This window comes from Curvibacter gracilis ATCC BAA-807 (assembly GCF_000518645.1).
In the GTDB taxonomy this organism is placed as follows: Bacteria; Pseudomonadota; Gammaproteobacteria; order Burkholderiales; family Burkholderiaceae_C; genus Curvibacter; species Curvibacter gracilis.
Map to the genome: position 1 here is coordinate 32,533 of NZ_JADZ01000039.1, position 16,258 is coordinate 48,790.

Sequence of the window (16,258 nt, forward strand, 5' to 3'; positions counted from 1 at the left end):
TCACATTCGAAAGTGCTCGCCGAGGTAGACACGCCGGACATCGGCGTTCTCCACGATCTCGGACGGGGTGCCCTTGGCCAGCACATGGCCATCACTGATGATGAAAGCGTGGTCGCAGATGCCCAGGGTTTCACGCACGTTGTGGTCGGTGATCAACACACCGATGCCGCGCGACTTGAGAAACCCGACAATGCGCTGGATCTCGATCACCGCGATCGGATCGATACCGGCGAAAGGCTCGTCCAGCAAGATGAAGCGTGGCTGGGTGGCCAGGGCCCGGGCGATCTCGACACGCCGCCGCTCGCCCCCCGACAAAGCCAGTGCGGGGGAATCGCGCAGGTGCTCCACCCGCAGGTCTTGCAGCAGGGCGTCAAGCCGCTCGGCGATCACCGCCTTGCCCAGCGGGCGCCCTTCCTCGTCCTGTTGCAGCTCCAGCACGGCCTGCACGTTCTCGGCCACCGACAGCTTGCGGAAGATCGAAGCCTCTTGCGGCAGGTAGCTCAGGCCCAGGCGCGAACGGCGGTGGATGGGCATGTGACCCACTTGCTGGCCATCCATGAGGATCTCGCCCGCATCGGAGCGCACCAGCCCGACGATCATGTAGAACGAGGTGGTCTTGCCGGCGCCATTGGGGCCCAGCAGGCCCACGACCTCACCTTTGTCAACCGAGAGCGACACGTCCTTGACCACCTTGCGGCTGCCGTAGGCCTTGCGCAGGTGGCGTGCCTCCAGGCGGCTGGTGATGCCTTCTGTCAGGTCCGCAGCGCTCAAGGCTTGTCCCCCGAGAGTGCGCCGGAGGGCCGCAGGGCTGGGGCCACATTGGCCGGGCTGGCTGCTTCGGGCCGGGCACCGTCCTGGGCGGCCGCATTGCGCGGCGACAGCATGGCCCGCACTCGGTTGCCCGAAGGGTTGGCGGGACTCACATTGCGCGCCTGACGGGCACCGTCCACGTTGAAGACATCGGTGACGTTGTCATAGACGATCACATCGCCCGTGACCTGGTCATTGAGGGTGGTGCCCTGGTAGCGCCGCAGTTCGGCGCGTTTGATGAACTTGACGTTGTCGGCGCGGCCGTCGTATTCGATGGTCTCGCCCTCGCCTTCAATGTATTCCTCGCCGCCATCGCGCTTCTGGCGGAAGAAGGCACGCATGCCGGGCTCGGCTGTCACCACCCCGTACTGGTAGCCTTCGGCGTCCTGGCGCACATCCAGGCGGGCGCCACGGATGATGATGGTGCCCTTGGTCATGACGACCCGGCCCGTGAACACGCTCACCTGCTTGAGATCATCGTGGCGCAGGATGTCCGACTCGATGTTCATGGGCTTGCTGCGGTCAGCGCGCTCGGCCCAGGCCTGCGGGGCCAGCCCAAAGGCCAACGCGATCAGCAATGAGGATACAAAAGCAGGTTTCATAAAGGCATGGTTCTTGCAATTGATTGTACCGATGCATGCGCCCGGTTCGCCGACAGGGGCAAGAAAAAGCCCGCACGAGGCGGGCTGCTTCAGCGACCGTGGACAGCTCAGCGCGACTTGCGCGCTTCGGCGATCAGGAAATCGGTGACCTGCAAGGCGCGGGTCATGCCACCGGCCATGGTGCCGTCGGTGACGAAGCGGCCAGCCACGCCCATGGCGGGCACGCCGTCGAGCTTGTAGGCGTCGACGAGTTGCTTGGCGCGTGTGGCCTTGCCCGTGACCGAGAAGGACTTGAAGAACTCGGTGAACTTGGCCTTGTCCACCCCTTGCTTGGCCACCCAATCGATGATGGCAGCGTCGCCCACCACCTTGAGGTGTTCGGTATGGATGGCGTTGAACACCTTGAGCTGCAGCTCGTCGACCTTGCCCATGGCCTCCAGCGCGTAATACATGCGCTGCTTGGGCTCGAAGTCCGCCAGGAAGGGCACCGGCAGGCGCCGGAAGACCACGTCCTTGGGCAGCTTCTTGAGCCAGGCTTCCAGCTCGGGCTCGAAGTGGGCGCAGTGCGGGCAGTTGTAAGAGAAGAACTCCACCACCTCGATGCGATCAGCCGGCGCATCGACGGGGGCGGCCGTGCTCAAGGCCACAAAGTCCTTGCCGGCCTTGAAGGCTGCCTGAGCCTGGGCCGACGAGGTGCCCAGCAGGCCCGCGGCGGCGGTGGAAGTGGCCGCCAGGGCCAGCGAAAAATCACGACGTTTCATCAGAAAGCCTCTTTCAAAAGGGGGGGGTCACGTCACTCAGAAGGAGCGGACACCAAAAAGTTCACGGCTTGGAAGTTGACGCCTTCAGCCCCGAACTCAGCGCTGCACCCGCACCATGGTGGTGTCGAGGCCGGCGTTGTCGAGCTTTTCCTTGATGCGTTCAGCGTCATCCCGCTTGGAGAAGGGGCCCACCCGCACCCGGAACACGGTGCGGCCAGCCTGCTCGCGTTCGGTGACACGGGCTTCCCAGCCCATCATGGCCAGCTTGGCCTTCTGGGTTTCGGCATCCTCATTGGTGCGGTAGGCACCGGCCTGCACGTAGTAGTCGAAAGGATCGACACCCGAGCTGGAGGCCGCCGCCTTGGCCTTGGCCAGATCACCCAGCGGATCCGACGAGGTGGCGGCCTTGGTGTCGCTGCCCTTGGTGACGGGTTTGACATCCGGGCGATCGGCCTTGTCGGCGCGCACATCGGGCTTGTCAGGCTTGGCATCGGCTTTCGCGTCGGCCTTGCTGTCAGGCTTGGCATCCGCCCGGCTGTCCGGCTTGGAAGACTTGTCGTCGGCCTTGGCCGCATCGGAAGAGGCATCGGCGCCCACGGCGCCGCCCGAAGACTGGCGCGCGGGGTTCTTGCCGTACAAGGGGGAGTTGGGATCCCAGTCCTTGTTCTTGCGTGCCTCGGCGGCGTCCTGGTCGGCCGAGCGGGTCTGGCCCTTGTTCAGGAAAGGCACCGGCACCTTGGTCACATAGACCGCCACGGCCAACGCCACCCCCAAGCCCAGAACGATCCCGAGCACCAGACCCAGAAAGGTCCCGCCGCCTTGTCTTTTCATGTTGTCGCTCACATTTTCGAAGGTGCCGATACGCCCAGCACAGCCAGACCATTGTGCAGCACCCGGGCCGTGGCCGCGACCAGCGCCAGACGCGCCAGCTTGACCGGCTCATCATCGACCAGGATGCGCTCGGCATCGTAGTAGCTGTGGTAGCTGGCCGCGAGGTCGCGCAGGTAAAAAGTCACATCATGGGGCGCAAAATCCTGCGCGGCCGCCGTGAGCATGTCGGGGTACTTGGCCAGTTGCAGCATCAGCGCCTGGGCCTGAGGGCCTTCGAGTGGCGACAGATCGACACTGGCCAGCGAGGCCACATCCCCGCCCCAGGCCGCCAGCACCGAGCAGATGCGGGCGTGGGCGTACTGCACGTAATAGACCGGGTTGTCGTTGTTCTGCGCCAGGGCCAGATCGATGTCGAAGATGTATTCGGTGTCGGGTTTGCGCGACAACAGGAAGAAGCGGACCGCATCCTTGCTGGTCCATTCGATCAGGTCGCGCAGCGTGACATAGCTGCCGGCGCGCTTGGAGATCTTGACCTCTTCGCCACCGCGCATGACGCGCACCATGGTGTGCAGCACGTAGTCGGGGTAGCCCTGGGGAATGCCCACATTGGCCGCCTGCAGGCCGGCGCGCACCCGGGCGATGGTGCCATGGTGGTCTGTGCCCTGGATGTTGACCACCTTGCCGAAGCCGCGCTCGAACTTGGTGATGTGGTAGGCCACATCAGGCACGAAGTAGGTGTAGGTGCCGTCGGACTTGCGCATGACGCGGTCCTTGTCGTCGCCGTAATCGGTGGACTTGAGCCACAGGGCACCGTCTTGCTCGTAGGTCTTGCCGGCTGCGATCAGTTTGTTGACCGCCGCCTCCACCCGGCCGCTGGTGTACAGGCTGGACTCGAGGTAGTAGTTGTCGAACTTGACCTGGAAGGCCTTGAGATCCAGGTCTTGCTCATGGCGCAGGTAGGCCACGGCGAACTGCCGGATGCCGTCCAGATCGTCGGCATCGCCGCTGCCGGTGAACTCACGGTCGTCCGACTTGACGGTCTTGCCGGCCAGGAAATCGGTGGCGATGTCACCGATGTAGTCGCCGTTGTAGGCCGACTCGGGCCAGCCGGCGTCCCCGGGCTTGAGGCCCTTGGCACGGCACTGGGTGCTGTTGGCCAGGGTCTGGATCTGCACGCCGGCGTCGTTGTAATAGAACTCGCGCCAGACATCCCAGCCCTGGGTCTGGAACAGGTTGCAGATGGCGTCGCCGAGGGCGGCCTGGCGCCCATGCCCCACGTGCAGCGGGCCGGTCGGGTTGGCCGAGACAAACTCGACCAGCACGCGCTCGTTGCGTGCCGACTGCCAGCCGAACTGCTCGCCAGCCTGGAGCACCTCGCGCACCACCTCCTGCTTGGCCGCCGGCTTGAGGCGGACGTTCAGGAAGCCCGGGCCAGCGATCTCGATGGCGTCGACCCACTGCGCCCAGGCCGGGGTGGCCATCAGGGCCGACTTGAGGGATTCGGCCACCTGGCGCGGGTTGAGCTTGAGGGGCTTGGCCAGTTGCATGGCCGCGGTGCAGGCGAAATCGCCGTGCGCCGCCACCTTGGGGGACTCGAAGACCGCCTTGGCACCGGCACCGGGGGAGAGTTTCTCGAGCTCGGCCGCCAGCGCAGCGAGCAAATCGTGTTTGACAGAAAGCATGGGGGTGATTTTACGGGGCGGTGCCTGAACGGCGCGGACACCTGGGTGCATGGAGGCCAGAACAAGGTGGTTTCAGCGTCGAATCTTGGGCAGGGCGCCGCCGGCGTCCCACCATTCCAAGGGAGTTTGCACCATGTCCAAGATGTTCTCCGCTCCAGGCGCACCGGCCCCGTCACCTGCCCGCCATGCCTGGCCTTCACTCCTCCGCGCCTGCGCCCTGGGCGCAGGCCTGGCGCTGAGCCTGGTCGCCACGCCCGCACTGGCCCAGGGCAAGGCAGCCGAGGCAGGCGATGGGGCACAGGCCAAGCCGCAAAACCGGATGTCGCGCTGCAGCGCCGACTTCAAGGCCACGGGTCGCCCGGGCAGCGAACGCAAGGCCTTCATGAGCGAGTGCCTGCGCAAGCCGAAAAAGGCGTCCTGACCCCGGGGTTGCGCTCTGCGGGGGCTGCCGGCCGCCACGCCGCTGATCGATAATCGCGGCCATGCTTGATCGAGCCACCACCACCCCGTCCATTTCCTGCGTGATGCCGGCCTACAACGAGGCCGGCAACCTGGGCCGCTTCGTGCCCCAGGTTCTGGAGGCCTTGCGCGCCCTGTCACCCCAGGTGGAGGTGGTGATCGTGAACGACGGCAGCCGTGATCAGACCGCAGCGGCGGCCATCGAATTGACCCGCCAGCACCCTGAAGTGGTACTGATCGATCTGTCACGCAATTTTGGCAAAGAGGCCGCCCTGACCGCCGGCATGGAGGCCGCCCGCGGCGAGGTGGTGATCCTCATGGATTCGGATGGCCAGCACCCGGTGTCGCTGATGGCCCAGATGCTGCAGCGCTGGCGCGAAGGCATGGACGTGGTGTACGCCGTGCGCAAGACCCGCGACGACCAGACCCGGCTGCATGCCAACCTGGCCGGCCTGTTCTACACCCTGGTGAACCACAACAACCGGGTGAAGATTCCGCCCAATGCCGGAGACTTCCGGCTCATGGACCGGGCCGTGGTGGAAGCCATCAAGACCTTGCCCGAGCGCAACCGCTTCATGAAAGGCCTGTATGCCTGGGTGGGCTTCAACAGCACGGCCCTCGAATACGAGCCCCTGCCACGCACCGATGGCCAAAGCAGCTTTGGCCTGCGCAGCGCGGCCTCTCTGGCCCTGACAGGCTTGGTGGCGTTTTCGTCATTGCCCTTGCGGGCCCTGGCGGTGGTGGGGCTGCTGATTTCGCTGGCCTCGCTCAGCTATGGCCTGTGGGTGGTGGTGTCGTACTTTGTGTACGGCATCGATGTGCCGGGCTACGCCACGCTGGCCGCCGGCATGATGCTGCTCAGCGGCATTCAGATCTTGTCGATTGGTGTGCTGGCCGAGTACATCGGGCGCATCTACGAAGAAGTGAAGCGCCGCCCCACCTACCTGATGAAGGCCCGACACGGCCAGGGGCTGCCGCCCCCTCAGGCCTGAACGAAGTCAGGGCTCGCGGTCCGGCTATCTCCGACACGACGGCAAACCCGCACCGGCCACCGTGCTCGGGCTGCGGTACAGAACCCAGGCCCGCCCTTCAAAGACAGTCGCAAAGCCCGTCACCTCGAATCCACGGGGGGCCACCAGCCACTGGCCCGGCTTCTGGGCGGCTTGGACCAAGGTGTCCGGGCCCTGCAGAACCTGGCCTGCCTGGCGGTCGAAATCGGCCCCCTCGAACAGCTCACGGCGCCAGTTGTCCCCGGCCTCGCGGCGCTGCAACTCCCAGTCCTGGATCACGACCATGGCCTGCGGCAGCCGGGCCACGAAAGGCAGGTCATAGGGGAAATCGCCGGCAGCCAGCACGGTGTCGGAAGGCGCCATCTGACAGGCCAGCGCCGCGGCCACATCGGCGCTGCCACGGCGTTCGGTGTAGCGGGCGGCAGCCACTTCCACCCCGCACGCCACCAGCAACGCCAAGGCCAGCAGGCCCCCGAAATAGCGCCCGGCGTGGGATCGGCGGGCCAGCGTCTGCTCAAACCCCAGGGCGGCCAGGAAGGCCAGGGGGGGCATCACCGGCAAGGCGTAACCGATCAATTTGGAATGTGGCACCGAGAAGAAGCCGATGATGGCCACCAGCCAGATCCAGGCCAGCGAGACCCAGGGCCCCAAGCCGGCGGGCAAAGGCAAGGCCCGGCGGCGCAACCAGGCCAGCACCTGAGGCAGCACCAGAAAGGTCCAGGGGAACATCAGCAGGAACAGGCCGGCCAGGTAGAACCACCAGGGTCGCCCGTTGTTGAAGGTGGTGGCGGTGTAGCGGTTGAACTGCTGGTCTCCGAACAGATAGGCCAGCAGGCCCGGCGCCCGGCGTTCGGCCAGCACAAACCAGGGCACGGCGATCAAGCCGAACAAGGCCAGACCGCTGAGCCAGGGCAGGCGCAGCACCTTGTGCCATTGCCGGGTCTGGAACAGCCAGAGGAACAGCACCAGGCCCGGCAGCACCACACCGATCAGCCCCTTGCTCAACACACCCAGGCCGCAGGCGACAAAGCCGGCGCGGGCCAGCCATGGGTCGGGCACACGGTCGCTGGATTGCAGAAAGGCCAACGCAAATGCCCAGATGGCAACCCCGATCCAGCAGGCCACCAGCATGTCATGGTTGACGTACTGACCGCCAATCAGAAAGGCGAGGCTGCTGCCCAGCACCCAGGTGGCACGCTGGGCCAATCGCTCACTGCTGAGCCCGGGCAAGGGCGGGGTTCGGCGCAGCACCAGGTACAGCACCAGCAACATCAGGCCGGCATGCAGGGCCGGCCCCAGTCGGGCCACCCAGGCATGCACCCCCAGCACGGCCATCAGGCTGGCATTGAGCCAATGCAGCAACGGCGGCTTGTGGAAAAAGGGAATGCCATCGAGGCGTGGAATGATCCAGTCCCCGCTTTGCAGCATCCAGCGCCCGATTTCGCCATAGCGGCCCTCATCAGGCACGGCCAATGGACGCAGGGCGGCCAACAGCAGCAGCAGGCCCCAAAAAAGGGCCAGCCCGGCCCAGGATTTTTGTCGTTCGGTCACGTTAGGTTCCGGGAGGATGGGGCCCGCGCTCAAGGCGTGGGCGCAAAAAGAGTCTGGCCTCGGGCGAGCTGCACCTGGGCCTGCCGCAGTGCCGCCGCAAAGACCGGGCTGGACAGGTAGCTCCACTCACGCAGCCGGGCCGGGCCGATCTCGTCGCCCGGCTCGGCGGCCTGGGCCGGGTGGCACATGATGAGACAGGCCTCAGGTGCCTCGGCCAGCCAGCGCGACATGCTTTGGGCGTAGCCAGCCACATCAGACTTGAAATCGTCGATGCCCGACAGAAAAGGGGCAGCAGCCAGCCCGTGGGACTGGGCCAGCCGCTGCAAGGCACTGGCGCCCATGGCCGCAATCACCCGCCCCTTGAGCCCGCCCTGCCGGGCAACCGGACGCGAAATACGCAGATAGGGACGCGGGCCGATGGGATAACGCTGAGCCAGGATGTCGACCACGGCCTGGCGAATGCCTGGGAATTGCTGCACGTGCTGGTGGCCGTCCACGTGATCGGGCGGCGCACCCCAGTGTTGTTCAAAGCAGTCCAACTGGCGCTGCACCTCAGCACGCACCTGGGCGGGCGCCAGCCCGGGCCAGCAACTGCGGCGCATCAGAGCGCCCAGCGGCGCCCCGTGTCCAGCGGCCAGGGCGAATTCGCTGGTCCAGTCCAGGTGCAGCCCCACATCGATGCGGCCACGCCAGGGGGCCAGCACGGCCGCGTCCATGGCCCAGCGCGGCGACAGCGTCATGACGCTGGTGGCACTGAGGCGCCCGGCTTCGGCCAGGGCGACGATGCCGAGCGACACGCTCTCGTTGAGGGCGTAATCGTCGGCACAGAGAATGACGGACTTCATGCTGGACTCACCAACCCCGCGCCCAGAACACCGCGAGCACCGGGATGATGGGAAACAGATGGGCCTGCCACATCACCAGGCGCCGCACCCGGCGCACTTCGGCCGCATCGGGCAACACCCCGGTGGCTCGGCACTCACGACGCCAGCGGCGAAATGCCAGGCTGGGTGAAATGGACAGCAGGCCCATGGCGGCAAACAGGCCCAGTTTCAGATGCAACAAGGGTTGCGGGCCATACCAGGCGGCGCCCTTGATGCCCAGGAAGACCCTGGCCAGCCCGGTGATCAGTACCAGCGCGACGGCGAGCCCGTAAAACAGATCCACCCGGGGCAGGCGTTCGACCACGGCGGCATTCAGCCATTCGGGGCGGCACAGGGCGGCCTCGCTAGACAGGAACACCACCAGGGTCAGGATGGCCAGCAGATGAAAGCTGGCCAGCAGGGCTTCGAGGGTCATGGAAAGGTCTTTCTCCAGCCCAGGGCCGGCCTGCGCCTCAGGGGGCGCCAGGCAGCGGGAAGATCAGGACACCTTCCAGTAATCGGGCTGGCCGTAATTGTGCTTGAGGAAATCGATCCAAAGACGTACGCGCAGCGGCAGGTGTTTACGTTGTGGAAAGACGGCGTAAATGCCGTTGGGCGGCGCTGCAAACTCGTCCAGCAAGGTCACCAGGCGACCCTGGGCGATTTCGGTTTCAACCTCCCAGGTGCTGCGCCACGCCACGCCGTAGCCGGCCAGGCACCAGTCGTGCAGAACCTGCCCATCCGAACAGTCCAGGGGCCCCCCTGGCTTGAGGTGCACCAACTCGAAGCCGCCGTCCTTGGGCAGGCGAAAGGCCCAGCCGCGGGTCTGCGAGGCATCGCTCGACAAGGTCAGGCAATCGAAACGGGATAGTTCAGAGGGGTGTTGGGGTGTTCCGTGGCGCTGCAGGTAGTCCGGCGTGGCCACGCACAGGCGCCGGTTGTCGGCCATGCGCACGCTGACCAGGGAGGAGTCGGGCAGATCGCCCACCCGGACCGCACAGTCATAACCCTCGCCGGCCAGGTCGACCACCCGATCGCTGAGGTTGAGGGAGATCGTGACCTCGGCATGCTGGGCGCGAAAGCGCGGCACCAGGGGTGCGACATGCCGACGCCCGAAGCCGGCCGGGGCGGTGATGCGCAAATGCCCGCTGGCCTTGACGCCGCCGGCACTGACGCTGGCCTCGGCATTGGCCACATCGGCCAGCACGCGCTGGCAGTCCTCGAGAAAGGCGCTGCCCTCATGGGTGAGGGTGATGCGGCGGGTGGTGCGCATGAGCAGCTTCACGCCCAGGCGCTCTTCGAGCGCATCCAGCCGACGCCCCATGATGGCGGGCGCCACCCCTTCGGCATTGGCGGCGGCGGTCAGGCTGCCCCGGGTGGCCACCGACACGAATGACTCCATCTGCTTGAGTTTGTCCATGGGCCTCAGATTACGTTACAAAAAGTCAAAGCCTCAGCCGATAAAACCCTTATTACCGTCAAATTCGATTCGAATTTGACGCAACAAGCCACGCCAAGCGCTGCGACGGTGGCATCCGCCGCCCTGCCGAGTGGGTAAGGGGCTGGCATCGCGCAGATTACATCTTAATTTGTCACAAATAAATCTATTTTCAAGTTATTAATGATTGTCTAAGTGTGGAATAAAGTCTGAGCATGGACAAACGTCGCGCCTCACCTGCACCCGCCTTCGGCCCGCCCAAGGCGGTGCTGTTTGACGCGTTCGGCACCTTGTTCGATGTCTACAGCGTGAGTCTGCTGGCCGAGCAGCTGTATGCCGGCAAAGGGGATGCCCTGAGCCGGCTGTGGCGCGACAAACAGATTGAGTACACGCAACTGCTGACCTGCGACGGCGGAGCCCACTACCAACCGTTCTGGGCCTTGACCCAGGCCGCGCTGCGCTATGCCGCAGCCCATCTGGGCCTGACGCTGAGTGAGGCACAGGAGTTGCGGCTGATGAACCAGTACCGCGCCTTGAGCGCCTTTCCCGAAAACCGGGAGGTGCTGCAGGCGCTCAAGACGCAGGGGGTCGTCACAGGCATCCTGTCCAATGGCGACCCCGAGATGCTGGCGGTGGCCGTGCGCAGTGCCGGGCTGGCAAGTTGGCTGGACCACATCATCAGTGTGGATGCGGTGCGCCGGTACAAGCCCCACCCCGATGCCTATGCCCTGGGCCCGAAAGCCACGGGGGTGGCGGCACGCGACACGCTGTTCGTCAGCGGCAACAGCTGGGATGCCCTGGGGGCCACCTGGTTCGGCTACAACACGCTGTGGGTGAACCGCCACGATCGGCCAGCGGAACAGATTGGCCCCCCACCCACCCGGACCGGCACCAGCCTGCAAGCCGTGCTGTCGTTTTTTCCGTCAGGCTGACGCCCCGCTACACGCCGGATGGCCTGGCATACCACGCACCCGATTTTTGTTTCTCGTTCACTTTCAACCCAAGGACCTCACCATGACCGCACGCACCCTCGTTCACGGCCTGCAAGTCGCCACCTCGCTGTACAACTTTGTCAACGACCAAGTTCTGCCGGGCACCGGCGTCAGCAGCGACACCTTCTGGCAAGGCTTTGACGCCATCGTTACCGACCTCGCCCCGAAGAATGTGGCGCTGCTGGCCGAACGCGACCGCCTGCAGACCGAGCTGGACGCCTGGCACAAGGCCCACCCGGGCCCCATCACCGACATGCCGGCCTACCGTGGCTTCCTGGAAAAGATCGGCTACCTGGCTGCACAGCCCGTGCAGGCCAAGGCCACAACCACCAACGTGGACGCCGAACTGGCGCTGCAGGCCGGCCCCCAACTGGTGGTGCCCATCCTCAATGCACGCTATGCGCTCAACGCCGCCAACGCACGCTGGGGCAGCCTGTATGACGCTCTGTACGGTACGGACGCCATTCCTGAAACCGATGGCGCCGAAAAGGGCTCGGGCTACAACCCCGTGCGCGGCGCCAAGGTGATCGCCTTTGCCCGCCAGGTGCTGGACACCTCGGCCCCCCTGGCCAATGGCTCGCACAAGGATGCCGTGGCCTACCAGGTGGTGAATGGCCAACTGCTGGTCAAGCTGAGCAATGGCAGCGACACCCCCCTGCAGGACACCGCGCAATTCGTGGGCTACCAGGGCGATGCCGCCAGCCCCAGCGCCATCCTGCTCAAGCGCAATGGCAATCATCTGGGCATCCAGATCAATCGCAACACGGCCATCGGCAAGAGCGATGCGGCCGGCGTGAGCGATGTGGTGCTGGAAGCCGCACTCTCCACCATCCTCGACCTGGAAGACTCGGTGGCCGCCGTGGACGCCGACGACAAGGTGCTGGCTTACAGCAACTGGCTGGGCATCCTGAAAGGCACGCTGACCGAAGAAGTGAGCAAGGGCGGCAAGACCTTCACACGTGGCCTGAACCCCGACCGCGTGTACACCGGCGCCAAGGGCGGTGAGGTGCGCCTGCATGGTCGTTCGCTGATGTTCCTGCGCAATGTGGGCCACCTGATGACAAACCCCGCCATCCTGTATGGCAACAACCAGGAGATCCCGGAAGGCATCATGGACGCGGTGGTGACCACGGCCATCGCGCTACACGACCTGCAAGGCCATGGCGCCAACGGCATCCGCAACAGCCGCACCGGCAGCGTCTACATCGTGAAGCCGAAGATGCACGGCCCGGCAGAAGTGGCTTTCGCCAGCGAGCTGTTCAGCCGCGTCGAAAAGCTGCTGGGCCTGCCCGACAGCACCGTCAAGCTGGGCATCATGGACGAAGAGCGCCGCACCAGCGTCAACCTGAAGGCCTGCATTGCCGCAGCGGCCAGCCGCGTGGCCTTCATCAACACCGGCTTCCTGGATCGCACGGGTGACGAGATGCACACCGCCATGCAGGCCGGCCCGATGCTGCGCAAGGGAGACATCAAGGGCAGCGCCTGGATCGCCGCCTACGAGCGCCGCAACGTGCTGATCGGTTTGCAGTGTGGCCTGCGTGGCCGCGCCCAGATCGGCAAGGGCATGTGGGCCATGCCGGATCTGATGGCCGCGATGCTCGAGCAGAAGATCGGCCACCCCAAGGCGGGTGCCAACACAGCCTGGGTGCCTTCGCCCACCGCAGCCACCTTGCACGCCCTGCACTACCAACAGATCAATGTGGCGCAGGTGCAGTCCGACATCGAGCAATCGGGCCAAGACCCCGAATCGCTGATGAATGACCTGCTGACCATTCCGGTGGCCGCCCAGGCCAACTGGAGCGAAGCCGACAAGCAGCAAGAGCTCGACAACAACGTTCAAGGCATCCTGGGCTACGTGGTGCGCTGGGTGGACCAGGGCGTCGGCTGCTCCAAGGTGCCCGACATCCACAACGTGGGCCTGATGGAAGACCGTGCGACGCTGCGCATCAGCAGCCAGCACATCGCCAACTGGCTGCTGCATGGCGTGGTCACGGAAGCCCAGGTGCGCGAGACATTCACACGCATGGCAGCCGTGGTGGATGCCCAGAACGCTGGCGACCCGCTTTACATCAGCCTGGCCGCCAACCCGCAAGGCGCGGCCTTCCAGGCCGCTCTGGATCTGGTGTTCAAGGGCTTGGTGCAACCCAGTGGCTACACTGAGCCGCTGCTGCACGCCTGGCGTCTCAAGGTGAAGGCACAAGCCTGAACCTTTCGCCCCATGGGGGCGTGAACTGCCAATAGGGGCACCTTCGGTGCCCCTTTTTTTTGGCCTGGCAGCCCAGCAGGCCGGGCGATCAGAAGGGCACAATGCGGTGATGACTGCGAGCCTGCCACCCGAACCCCTGCGCGCTGACCTGTGCCCTCTGTGCGGTCAGCCCAACGAATGCGGCGCCTGCCAGGGCAATGCCTCTGCGTGTTGGTGCATGAGCACCCCGATCGGTGCAGATGTTCTTGCGCGCTTGCCTGCAGAAGAAAGAGGCTTGCGCTGCATTTGCGCGCGATGCGCACATATGCAGCCGCAAGTGGATGCACCGATCGACCCGTCTGAGGCGCCGGGCTAAGGGATCGCAAAGGCGGATCACCCGCGTGTTTCATTCCTTCTATGATTTGAGCCTTTCGAAACCCAAGCAATTCACACGATGCCCACTGATCACGTGGAAATGATGGAAGGCCGCACCATCAATCCCAATACGAAGCTGGTGGCTAAAGTCACCCGGGTGAGGGGAGAGGTCTTGGGCGGAGAAGCCGAGGCTGTGGATGGGATCATCACCAAGACCCGAAGCGCGCGACTGATCGGCAGGAAGTAAGGATGTCGGCCCCTCTCGCGAGTGCAGACGAGCTGCACACCCAGGCCTTGCGCGAACGCTATGGGGAACGGTATCGGTGGTTGTTGCTGCTGTCTGTGATGATCGGCACGATGGCATCGATCATGTCGTCCACCATCGTCAATGTGGCGATTCCGGCCATGAGCCACCATTTCTCACTGGGCCAGGAACGGGCTCAATGGGTGAGTTCAGGATTCATGGTGGCCATGACCGTGTCCATGCTGACCACGCCCTGGTTGCTGGCAAGGTATGGCTACCGAAGGACCTATTCGGGTGCTGTGGCTCTGCTGCTGGTCGGCGGCGTTGTAGGCGGCTTTGCCCAGGTCTACCCATTGGTGTTGGGCGCGCGGGTGGCAGAAGGTCTGGCCGCGGGCATTGTTCAACCGATCCCGGCCATCATCATCTTGCGCGCCTTTGCGCCGCATGAGCAAGGACGGGCCAGCGGCATCTTTGGCATGGGGGTGGTGCTGGCACCGGCCATTGGGCCCAGCATTGGCGGGATTCTGGTCGACCTTTTTGGGTGGCGCTCCATTTTCTTCATGGTCGTGCCGTTTTGCCTGGCCTCTTTGTGGATGGCCCATCGCTTCGTGCCGACCACGGCACCCGGTGGGGTTGCCGCCAACCGCAGTGGTGCGGGATTGGATTGGCGTGGCCTGCTTCTGGGCAGTGTGGGCACGCTGTGTCTGCTCAACGGGCTGGTCGATCTGCGAGGAGGGTCAGGTCTGCAAGCCGTCATGCTGCTACTGGCCGCCCTGGCTTCCTTGTTCCTGTTCATCTGGTGGGAACGCCGTATCGCCCAACGCGGCGGCGAGGCGCTGATGAATCTTCATCTGTTCAGCTACAGGCAATTTGCCATGGGCAGCATTGTGGCCGTGATTTACGGTACGGCCTTGTTCGGATCCACCTACCTGCTGCCTGTCTACATGCAATTGGCGCTGCACATTTCGGCCTCTCACGTCGGCACCATCTTGCTACCCGCCGGCTTTGTTCTCGCGGGAACCATTGCGGTGGTGGGGCGCATGGCGGACAAACAACCCACCTACTGGCTGGTCAGCATTGGCTTGGCTTTGCTGGCCGCGTCCTTCGCGTTGATGGTGGTGCTGACCTTGGAATCTGCTCTTTGGCAACTCGCCCTGCTGGCCGTCCTCGGACGAGTGGGATTGGGCTTCATCCTTCCCTCATTGAACCTGGGGGCCATGCGCCCTTTGTCCAAGGCTTTGATTCCCCAAGGCGCAAGCAGCATCAATTTCTTGCGCATGCTCGGCGGTGCTGCTGGCGTCAGCCTGTGTGGCATCGTGCTCGAATGGCGGCTGGCAGCCCACGGCGACTCCTTGAGCAACCCCGTCACCAGCGCAGCCCGGGTGGCGGCCTTCGACGAAGTCTTTATGCTGCTTGCAGCCTTGTGTCTGCTCGCCATGGCTGCGGCCTGGCAGTTGCGCGAAGCGCCCGACGCCACGAACAACAAGAATCCAAAGGACCACTGATCCATGTGCCAATTGCTGGGTATGAACTGCAACGTCCCGACCGACGTGACATTTTCCTTTTCAGGCTTTTCCCAGCGCGGCGGGCGTACCGATCATCACTCAGACGGATGGGGGATCGCCTTCTTTGAGGGACGTGGGCTGCGCCACTTTGTGGATCATGAGCCAGCAGCCGAGTCAGCGGTCGCACAGCTGATCCGACGCTACCCGATCAAAAGCCGCAATGTCATAGCGCACATCCGCAAAGCCACGCAAGGTGCCGTGAATCTGCAGAACTGCCATCCCTTCGTGCGCGAGCTGTGGGGTCGGTATTGGGTCTTCGCCCACAACGGTGATCTGAAGGATTTCTCGCCCAGGCTGCACGGGCATTTCCGCCCAGTTGGCAGCACAGACAGTGAATTGGCCTTCTGCTGGATCATGCAGGAACTGGCGAAATCGCATGCGAACGTGCCCTCTGTAGAAGAGCTCACGATCACCTTGCGCGAGCTAGCTCCCCGCATTGCCAAACACGGTACCTTCAATTTCTTGCTGTCCAACGGCGAAGCCCTTTGGGCTCATGCCTCCACGCGCTTGCACTACCTAGAACGGTCGGCGCCGTTCGGGCAATCGACACTGGCTGACGAGGACATCAGCATCGACTGGACGACCTGTACATCACCGGGCGACCGTGCTGCAGTCATCGTCACCGAGCCCTTAACCAGAGACGAATCCTGGGTCGAGTTCCGGCAGGGTGAGTTGAAGGTCTTTGTGGATGGCTTGGCCGTGGCTTGAAGGGCCTTCTTGGCAGGGTATTGAGGTTGATAGCGGACAACTTGACGGCCTAGGAGATCAGCCGACCCTGCGTACTCAGCACGGCGTGCGGGTTGCGAAGTCAGCAGGGGCAGCTCAAATTGGGCAGCGTGGGCAGGTTGGCGGATGAGCGTATTGCATTTTCGATTCCGCAAAGACAAAAC

General features: G+C 64.4%; 17 protein-coding genes. 8 read left to right on the forward strand and 9 right to left on the reverse strand.

The window, feature by feature from the left end; all coding sequences use genetic code 11:
- From lptB to argS, 5 genes are all read right to left on the reverse strand, one after another.
- Positions 1-771: an LPS export ABC transporter ATP-binding protein gene (gene lptB / locus L880_RS0123075; protein WP_019578070.1), complete on the reverse strand. Its 771-nt coding sequence runs from the start codon at positions 769-771 to the stop codon at positions 1-3.
- Entirely contained in the window at positions 768-1,412 is a 645-nt protein-coding gene (lptA, locus tag L880_RS0123080) for a lipopolysaccharide transport periplasmic protein LptA (RefSeq protein WP_027477679.1), read from the reverse strand. The genes lptB and lptA overlap by 4 nt, the downstream gene beginning before the upstream one ends.
- Before the next feature lie 107 nt (positions 1,413-1,519).
- Positions 1,520-2,173 carry a thiol:disulfide interchange protein DsbA/DsbL gene (locus L880_RS0123085; protein WP_019578072.1) on the reverse strand — a complete coding sequence of 218 codons (654 nt, stop codon included), beginning with the start codon at positions 2,171-2,173 and terminating at the stop codon, positions 1,520-1,522.
- A gap of 96 nt (positions 2,174-2,269) precedes the next feature.
- The gene (locus L880_RS0123090; RefSeq protein WP_031256771.1) at positions 2,270-3,004 is read right to left on the reverse strand and encodes an SPOR domain-containing protein; all 735 of its coding nucleotides are present in this window, start codon (positions 3,002-3,004) and stop codon (positions 2,270-2,272) included.
- Between the two features lie 8 nt (positions 3,005-3,012).
- Positions 3,013-4,686 (reverse strand): arginine--tRNA ligase, encoded by a 1,674-nt coding sequence (gene argS / locus L880_RS0123095; RefSeq protein WP_027477680.1) that lies wholly within the window; start codon positions 4,684-4,686, stop codon positions 3,013-3,015.
- A gap of 133 nt (positions 4,687-4,819) precedes the next feature.
- Between argS and L880_RS33250 the strand changes: the two genes are divergently transcribed.
- Positions 4,820-5,107 (forward strand): PsiF family protein, encoded by a 288-nt coding sequence (locus tag L880_RS33250; RefSeq protein WP_043330342.1) that lies wholly within the window; start codon positions 4,820-4,822, stop codon positions 5,105-5,107.
- 61 nt (positions 5,108-5,168) lie between these two features.
- Complete coding sequence (locus L880_RS0123105; protein WP_027477681.1) at positions 5,169-6,137, forward strand: glycosyltransferase family 2 protein; 969 nt, start codon at positions 5,169-5,171, stop codon at positions 6,135-6,137.
- A gap of 24 nt (positions 6,138-6,161) precedes the next feature.
- On the opposite strand, the gene L880_RS0123110 is transcribed toward L880_RS0123105, so the two are convergent.
- The 4 genes from L880_RS0123110 to L880_RS0123125 form a co-directional block, all read right to left on the reverse strand.
- On the reverse strand, positions 6,162-7,706 hold the full coding sequence (locus L880_RS0123110) for an ArnT family glycosyltransferase (protein WP_027477682.1): 1,545 nt from the start codon (positions 7,704-7,706) through the stop codon (positions 6,162-6,164).
- Positions 7,707-7,735: 29 nt separating this feature from the next.
- Positions 7,736-8,551 carry a ChbG/HpnK family deacetylase gene (locus L880_RS0123115; RefSeq protein WP_027477683.1) on the reverse strand — a complete coding sequence of 272 codons (816 nt, stop codon included), beginning with the start codon at positions 8,549-8,551 and terminating at the stop codon, positions 7,736-7,738.
- 7 nt (positions 8,552-8,558) lie between these two features.
- Positions 8,559-9,005, reverse strand: coding sequence for a DUF2214 family protein (locus L880_RS0123120; RefSeq protein WP_027477684.1), 447 nt, complete (start codon positions 9,003-9,005; stop codon positions 8,559-8,561).
- A gap of 63 nt (positions 9,006-9,068) precedes the next feature.
- Positions 9,069-9,989 (reverse strand): LysR family transcriptional regulator, encoded by a 921-nt coding sequence (locus tag L880_RS0123125; protein ID WP_027477685.1) that lies wholly within the window; start codon positions 9,987-9,989, stop codon positions 9,069-9,071.
- A gap of 233 nt (positions 9,990-10,222) precedes the next feature.
- Here L880_RS0123125 and L880_RS0123130 point away from each other — a divergent pair, with 233 nt between their 5' ends.
- The 6 genes from L880_RS0123130 (at position 10,223) to L880_RS0123150 (ending at position 16,076) form a co-directional block, all read left to right on the forward strand.
- The gene (locus L880_RS0123130) at positions 10,223-10,939 is read left to right on the forward strand and encodes a haloacid dehalogenase type II (protein ID WP_027477686.1); all 717 of its coding nucleotides are present in this window, start codon (positions 10,223-10,225) and stop codon (positions 10,937-10,939) included.
- Positions 10,940-11,021: 82 nt separating this feature from the next.
- Complete coding sequence (locus L880_RS0123135; RefSeq protein ID WP_027477687.1) at positions 11,022-13,205, forward strand: malate synthase G; 2,184 nt, start codon at positions 11,022-11,024, stop codon at positions 13,203-13,205.
- Between the two features lie 109 nt (positions 13,206-13,314).
- The gene (locus L880_RS35175) at positions 13,315-13,560 is read left to right on the forward strand and encodes a cysteine-rich CWC family protein (protein WP_084461573.1); all 246 of its coding nucleotides are present in this window, start codon (positions 13,315-13,317) and stop codon (positions 13,558-13,560) included.
- Positions 13,561-13,638: 78 nt separating this feature from the next.
- Positions 13,639-13,806 (forward strand): tautomerase family protein, encoded by a 168-nt coding sequence (locus L880_RS35860; RefSeq protein WP_157463037.1) that lies wholly within the window; start codon positions 13,639-13,641, stop codon positions 13,804-13,806.
- Between the two features lie 2 nt (positions 13,807-13,808).
- On the forward strand, positions 13,809-15,308 hold the full coding sequence (locus tag L880_RS0123145; RefSeq protein ID WP_027477688.1) for an MFS transporter: 1,500 nt from the start codon (positions 13,809-13,811) through the stop codon (positions 15,306-15,308).
- Between the two features lie 3 nt (positions 15,309-15,311).
- Positions 15,312-16,076 carry a class II glutamine amidotransferase gene (locus L880_RS0123150; protein WP_027477689.1) on the forward strand — a complete coding sequence of 255 codons (765 nt, stop codon included), beginning with the start codon at positions 15,312-15,314 and terminating at the stop codon, positions 16,074-16,076.
- The last annotated feature ends 182 nt before the right edge of the window (positions 16,077-16,258 follow it).

Excerpts from the sequence above, each read along its gene's own strand:
- L880_RS0123145 (WP_027477688.1), top strand. The coding sequence starts at position 13,809 with ATGTCGGCCCCTCTCGCGAGTGCAGACGAGCTGCACACCCAGGCCTTG.
- lptA (WP_027477679.1), bottom strand. The coding sequence starts at position 1,412 with ATGAAACCTGCTTTTGTATCCTCATTGCTGATCGCGTTGGCCTTTGGG.
- L880_RS0123085 (WP_019578072.1), bottom strand. The coding sequence starts at position 2,173 with ATGAAACGTCGTGATTTTTCGCTGGCCCTGGCGGCCACTTCCACCGCC.
- L880_RS0123120 (WP_027477684.1), bottom strand. The coding sequence starts at position 9,005 with ATGACCCTCGAAGCCCTGCTGGCCAGCTTTCATCTGCTGGCCATCCTG.
- L880_RS0123105 (WP_027477681.1), top strand. The coding sequence starts at position 5,169 with ATGCTTGATCGAGCCACCACCACCCCGTCCATTTCCTGCGTGATGCCG.
- L880_RS0123135 (WP_027477687.1), top strand. The coding sequence starts at position 11,022 with ATGACCGCACGCACCCTCGTTCACGGCCTGCAAGTCGCCACCTCGCTG.
- L880_RS35175 (WP_084461573.1), top strand. The coding sequence starts at position 13,315 with ATGACTGCGAGCCTGCCACCCGAACCCCTGCGCGCTGACCTGTGCCCT.
- L880_RS35860 (WP_157463037.1), top strand. The coding sequence starts at position 13,639 with ATGCCCACTGATCACGTGGAAATGATGGAAGGCCGCACCATCAATCCC.
- L880_RS0123150 (WP_027477689.1), top strand. The coding sequence starts at position 15,312 with ATGTGCCAATTGCTGGGTATGAACTGCAACGTCCCGACCGACGTGACA.
- L880_RS0123115 (WP_027477683.1), bottom strand. The coding sequence starts at position 8,551 with ATGAAGTCCGTCATTCTCTGTGCCGACGATTACGCCCTCAACGAGAGC.
- argS (WP_027477680.1), bottom strand. The coding sequence starts at position 4,686 with ATGCTTTCTGTCAAACACGATTTGCTCGCTGCGCTGGCGGCCGAGCTC.
- L880_RS0123130 (WP_027477686.1), top strand. The coding sequence starts at position 10,223 with ATGGACAAACGTCGCGCCTCACCTGCACCCGCCTTCGGCCCGCCCAAG.
- L880_RS0123090 (WP_031256771.1), bottom strand. The coding sequence starts at position 3,004 with ATGAAAAGACAAGGCGGCGGGACCTTTCTGGGTCTGGTGCTCGGGATC.
- L880_RS33250 (WP_043330342.1), top strand. The coding sequence starts at position 4,820 with ATGTCCAAGATGTTCTCCGCTCCAGGCGCACCGGCCCCGTCACCTGCC.
- L880_RS0123125 (WP_027477685.1), bottom strand. The coding sequence starts at position 9,989 with ATGGACAAACTCAAGCAGATGGAGTCATTCGTGTCGGTGGCCACCCGG.